At 68.5% G+C, this 5,577-nt stretch carries 4 protein-coding genes; all 4 read left to right on the forward strand.

All coding sequences use genetic code 11. The annotated features are described in order from the left end of the window. Positions 1 to 1,289, forward strand: a 1,289-nt coding sequence (locus IMZ29_RS22055) for an IS1634 family transposase (protein WP_216188401.1), incomplete at its 5' end; no start/stop codon positions are given. Positions 1,290 to 1,466: 177 nt separating this feature from the next. Beyond that, positions 1,467 to 2,729 carry a LysR family transcriptional regulator gene (locus tag IMZ29_RS22060; protein WP_216188403.1) on the forward strand — a complete coding sequence of 421 codons (1,263 nt, stop codon included), beginning with the start codon at positions 1,467 to 1,469 and terminating at the stop codon, positions 2,727 to 2,729. A gap of 137 nt (positions 2,730 to 2,866) precedes the next feature. Continuing rightward, positions 2,867 to 4,159: a Rieske 2Fe-2S domain-containing protein gene (locus tag IMZ29_RS22065; protein ID WP_216188405.1), complete on the forward strand. Its 1,293-nt coding sequence runs from the start codon at positions 2,867 to 2,869 to the stop codon at positions 4,157 to 4,159. After that, entirely contained in the window at positions 4,156 to 5,511 is a 1,356-nt protein-coding gene (locus IMZ29_RS22070) for a CaiB/BaiF CoA transferase family protein (protein ID WP_371820395.1), read from the forward strand. The genes IMZ29_RS22065 and IMZ29_RS22070 overlap by 4 nt, the downstream gene beginning before the upstream one ends. The last annotated feature ends 66 nt before the right edge of the window (positions 5,512 to 5,577 follow it).

Below are 5,577 nucleotides of genomic sequence, written 5' to 3' on the forward strand. Positions count from 1 at the left end.
CATCGATCAGCTTCTGCGGCGGCTACCGCCGCGCCCGAGGCCGCCAGATTCGCGCTCGCACCGCGCCCGCGATCACCTTCGGGCATTCGAAGGCGCACAGGCCGGACCTCAAGCAACTGCTGTTCATTCTGACCATGAGCGCCGACGGCAACGTGCCGGTGGCGTTTCGCTGCACCGACGGCAACACCAGCGACTCGGTCACCCACGTGCAGACCTGGGAGACGCTCAGGGCGGTGGCCGGCAGGAGCGACTTCCTGTACGTGGCCGACAGCAAACTGTGTTCGCGCGAGAACATGGATCACATCGACCGCGCAGGGGGCCGCTTCGTCACCGTGATGCCACGCAGCCGGCTTGAGGATGCGCAGTTTCGCGAATGGCTGCAAACCCACACGCCCGAGTGGTCCCTGGTGTGGGATCGGCCCAACCCGCGCTACAGCGACGGGCCGCGCGACTGCTGGTACGTCCATCGGGCGCCGCTACCCTCCATGGAAGCCTGGTCCATCGTGTGGGTCTGGAGCACGCTGCTGACGCTGCGCCAGCATGCCCGGCGGCTACGCAACATCGCCGCTGCCATCGAAGAGTTCGAGCGGTTGCGCCAGCGCCTGGCCTCCGCCAAGACCCGGCTGCGCGGCGCCCCCGAGATCGACCTGCAGATCAAGCTCATCGTGGACAGGCACCATGTGGGTCGCTACCTCAAGGTTCGCCGCGTCGTTCGCGAAGAGCACGTCTTCAAGCAAACCCGCCGTGGCCGCCCGGGCCCCGACACGGCCTACCGCAAGATCACCAAGCGACGCTTCGACGTGCAATGGAGCACCGACGAGCAGGCCATCGCCTACGACCGGCGAAGCGACGGCATGTACCCGTTGATGACGAACGACCGCAAGCTCAGCGCCGCACAGGTCCTGCAGGCCCACAAAGGCCAGCCCATGATCGAGAAGCGCTTCGAGCAGATCAAGACCGTACACCAGATCGCCCCGGTGTTCCTCAAGGACGAGGGTCGCATCGAGGCACTGTTCACCCTGTACGCGATCGCACTGCTGGTGCAGGCCCTCATCGAGCGCGAGCTGCGCCAGGCCATGGCGCACGAAGCCATCGAGGAACTGCCCATCTACCCCGAGCAGCGCCAGTGCGCGCATCCCACCACCGAGCAGGTGCTGCGCCTGTTCAGCCTGGCCGAGCGCCATCAACTGCGTCAACACGGCCGCACCGTTCAGGCATTCAACCTCACACTCACCGACCTGCAGCGCAAAGTGCTCGCGCTGCTCGGCGTCCCCGCAAGCACGTTCTAGGCACCTCGAAACGCAGCCCGGAAATTACGCGCAAATGCGTCTGCTGACCCGCGGAAAGTAAGTACCGGCGCCTCAGCGCCAAGGGTGGCGGCACCGGCGGTCAATTCAACAAGCGGAAGCCCCGACGAGGGTGCGCTTTATAGTGGTGCCTGGCCAGCTTCCTCTTCCTTGGCGACCATGAACCACGCGCAGTCTCCGCCGGACGCGCAGCCCGGCGCGGCACAGGCGGCCTTCCAGCTGAACCTGCGCCACTTGCGCGGCCTGACGGCCGTGCACGAGCACGGCAGCATCAGTGCGGCCGCTGGCGCGGTGGGGCTCAGCCAGCCGGCGCTGACGCAGGGCATCCTGAAGCTGGAGAAGCTGATGGGAGAGGTGCTGTTCGAGCGGCGCCCGGACGGGATCGTGCCCACGGCGGCCGGGGAACTGGTGGTGGACCGGGCGCGGGCCTGCCTGGCCCACCTGGCAACGGGCACCCGCCAGGTGGGCGGCACGGCGTTCGAACCGGATCGCCGGCTCAGCATGACGCAACTGCGCGCCTTCGTGGCGCTGGTGCGGGCCGGCAGCATCTCCGCTGCAGCCGCAGACCTTGGGCTGTCTCAGCCGGCAGTGCACCGGGCCGTGCGCGAACTCGAGGAGGCGCTGGGACGCAAGCTGGTGGAGCGCCGCGGCCGCAGAGTGCACGTCAACTTTGCCGGTCGGCGTTTTGCCCGCAGTTGCAGGCTCGCGCTGGCCGAACTCCAGGCGGCGTTCTCCGAGCTCGGGCGCGACCCGCACAACCCCACCATCGCTCTCGGCACGACCCCCCTGGCACGTGGCTTCCTCGTGCCCGAGGCCATGGCGCTGATGGTGGCGGAACGGTTTCCCGCGGGGTTCCGCGTGCACGAAGGCAGCTGGGGCGAACTGGTGGAGGCGCTCAGGGACGGTGTGATCGACATCATCGTCGGCGAGATCCCCGACGACGCAGCGCCGGACCTGGCCACGCACCCGCTTTACGAGGAAGCCCCGGTGGTGGTGGCGGGGCGGCAGCATCCGCTCGCGACGCGGCGCAGTTGCACGCCGCAGATGCTGGCTTCCTACCCCTGGATCATCGCGCCGGAGAACTCGCCGCTGCGTGCCGAATGGGAGCGCCTCTTCGCCGATCGCCGCCCCGAGGCGCCGGTGGAGTGCGGCTCGATCATGATCATCGGCCGCCTGCTGACCGCCAGCGACCTGCTGACGCTCGCCATGCCGGACCAGGTGGCGCTGCAGGTGCGCACCGGCCTGCTCAGCTGCATCGGCGCACCGCTGGCGGGAAGCAGGCCGACGGTCGGCGCCACGATGCGCAAGAGCTGGCGCCTCACGCGGGCCCAGCAGCGGTTCCTCGAACTGCTGACGGTGGCTTCCGCCGGCATTGGCGCCGACGCGAGCCGGCAGTCGCTCATCGAGCCCTACTGGACCTGAAGGCCGCTGCCACCACTGTGGGGCCAGCTCAATTCCGGTTTCTCAATACCGCGGCGGCCTTTCGAATCACGCGCCGGCCGGCACTGCCTAGAATCGGGCGAATCGATGTTCGGTTCAACCATTCACCCTAAAAGGCCATGCTGAATTCCCAAGACAACGAGACGCTCGTTCGCGTCGGCCCCGGTACCGCGATGGGCCAGCTCATGCGGCTGTACTGGATCCCCTTCCTCGCGTCCGCCGATGTCGAGCGCGACGGCCAGCCGCATCGGGTGCGCCTGCTGGGCGAGGACCTGGTCGCGTTCCGCGACAGCGAGGGCCAGGTCGGCCTGGTGGACCAGGCCTGCCCGCACCGCGGCGCGCCCATGGTGTTCGCCCGCAACGAGGAGGGCGGCATCCGCTGCATCTACCACGGCTGGAAGTTCGACGTGACGGGGCAGTGCCAGGAGACCCCGGCGGAACCCCCGGGCAGTGCCATGACCAGCCGCATGACCATCAAGTCCTATCCCGTGCGCGAGCGCAACGGCGTGCTGTGGACCTACATGGGCCCGAAGCGCGAGACGCCGCCGCCGCTGCCTGAGCTCGAATGGAACATGGTGCCCGAGTCGCACTCCGTCGTCACCATCCGGGTGCAGGAGTGCAACTGGCTGCAGGCACTGGAAGGTGAAATCGACTCCGCGCATGCCGCCATCCTGCATGGCCGCCGCAAAGGCAGCACGATCGCGCAGTGGCGGCAGGGCCAGGACCTGTCGCCCAAGTTCGAGGTCCAGCCGCACGATGCCGGCATCAGCATCGCGGCGCGGCGCAAGGACGGCACCGAGCACAACTACGTGCGGGTCAACCAGTTCCTGATGCCGTTCTGGACCTTGGTGCCGCCGCAGACGCAGTACCCCGAGCTGAGCGGCCATGCCTGGGTGCCCATCGACGACCACCACACCCTGGCAATCATGTTCTCGTACACGCCGGACCAGCCCTTCTACGAGAAGTCGCGCAAGCTGTTCAAGGACGGCTACAAGGGCCGCGAGACCGGCCACCATTCGCATGGCGCCTATGAGGCCAGGCCGGTGACGGTGCCTTATCACCGGTACTGGAGCCGGTTCAACCGGGGCAACGCCTACAACTACGACTACCAGACCGGCATGCCCGGCCTGTGGCTGGAGGATGCCGCGTGCGGGTCGGGCGTGGCGACCATCTACGACCGTTCGCAGGAGCACCTGGGCTCCACCGATGCAGGCATCGTGCGCGTGCGCCGGCTGCTCCTGGAGAGCGCGAAGAAGCTGGCGGAGGGCGCCGAGCCGGTCTCCGCCGCGAAGCCGTCTTCCTTCATGATGCGGGCCATCTCCGTCACCATCCCCGCCGGTTCCGACTGGATGGAACTGGGACGCGACTACATGAAGGCGGAGCTCGGCAAGGGCTTCGGGTACACGCCGTGAGCGGTTCTCCGATGCAGGCAGGCGGCCAGGACATGTTGGAGAACCTCGAAGCCGACTTTCCGGAGCACAAGCGACGGGCCTCCGGCGCACCCCATGCGCTGGACGGCATCCGGGTGGTGGACTTCTCGCACTACCTCGCGGGGCCGCTGGCGACCATGATCCTGGCCGACATGGGCGCCGAGGTGATCAAGGTCGAGGCGCCGGTCCGCGGCGACGACGTGCGCCGCTATCCGCCCATGCACCCGCAACTGGACCAGGGCGCACCCTTCGTCTGGAGCAACCGCAACAAGAAGAGCATCGCGCTGGACCTGAAGTCCCCGCAGGGGCTGGCGCTGGCGCGCGACCTCGTCTGCCGCGCCGACGTGCTGGTCGAGAACTTCTCCTCGGGCGTGATGCGTCGCCTGGGGCTGGACCACGAGACCTGCCTTGCCCTGAACCCGCGCCTGGTCTACTGCTCGGTGGCCGCCTACAGCCGCGAAGGCGCCTTCGCCGACCGCATCGGCTTCGATCCCATCGTGCAGGCCGAAAGCGGCTTCGTTTCCATGAACGGTTATCCCGACCGCGAAGGCGTGCGGGCGCTCTCGCCGGTGATGGACATCAGCACCGCCATGATGGTGGGCAACGCCGTGCTCGGCGCGTTGCTGGCCCGGGAGCGCCTGGGCCGCGGCCAGCGGGTGGAGGTGTCCCTGTTCGACACGGCCGTCCTGATGACGGGCTATGCGACCATGCAGTCGCTGTTCACCGGCAAGGAGCCGCAACGCAGCGGCAACACCGCCCCCGACACCTGCCCCTCGGGCGCCTTCCGCGCCAGCGACCGCACCTTCTACATCAACAGCGGCAACGACAACATCTTCCAGCGGCTCATGGGGCAGGTGCTGGAACGTCCGGACGTGGCCGCCGATGCGGATTACGCCACGGGTCCCCTGCGCATCCGGCATCGGGAGCGCCTGTTCGCCTTCCTCGACGAAGCGTTCGCGCGGCACGACTGGGCGCACTGGCAGGCTCGCATGCGCGCCGCCGGCGTGCCCTACGGATTGGTGCGCACGGTGGGCGAGGCGATCCGCTCGCCCGAGGCGCGCGACCACGAACTCGTCACCCGCATCCCCCATCCGGTGCTCGGCTGGGTTCCGAACGTGCGCTTGCCGATCCGCTACGCCGCCACGCCCATGGCCGATCCGGTGGCGGCCCCGGCGGTGGGGCAGCATACGCAGGAGGTCCTGCGGGACGCTCTTGGCCTGGACGAACGGCAGATCGCCGAACTGGAGCGCGCCGGTGCCTTCGGTCCTGCAGCCGCAGCCGCAGCCGCAGCCGTGCCGGGCCCGATGGACCGCGACCCGGTGCCCGCATCTTGATTTCAACCCCGCGCGACCGGCAGCAGCGGCGCGCATTCACAACCAGGAGACAACCATGACCCTGCA

Source organism: Verticiella alkaliphila (assembly GCF_018904615.1).
Taxonomy (GTDB): domain Bacteria; phylum Pseudomonadota; class Gammaproteobacteria; order Burkholderiales; family Burkholderiaceae_B; genus Verticiella; species Verticiella alkaliphila.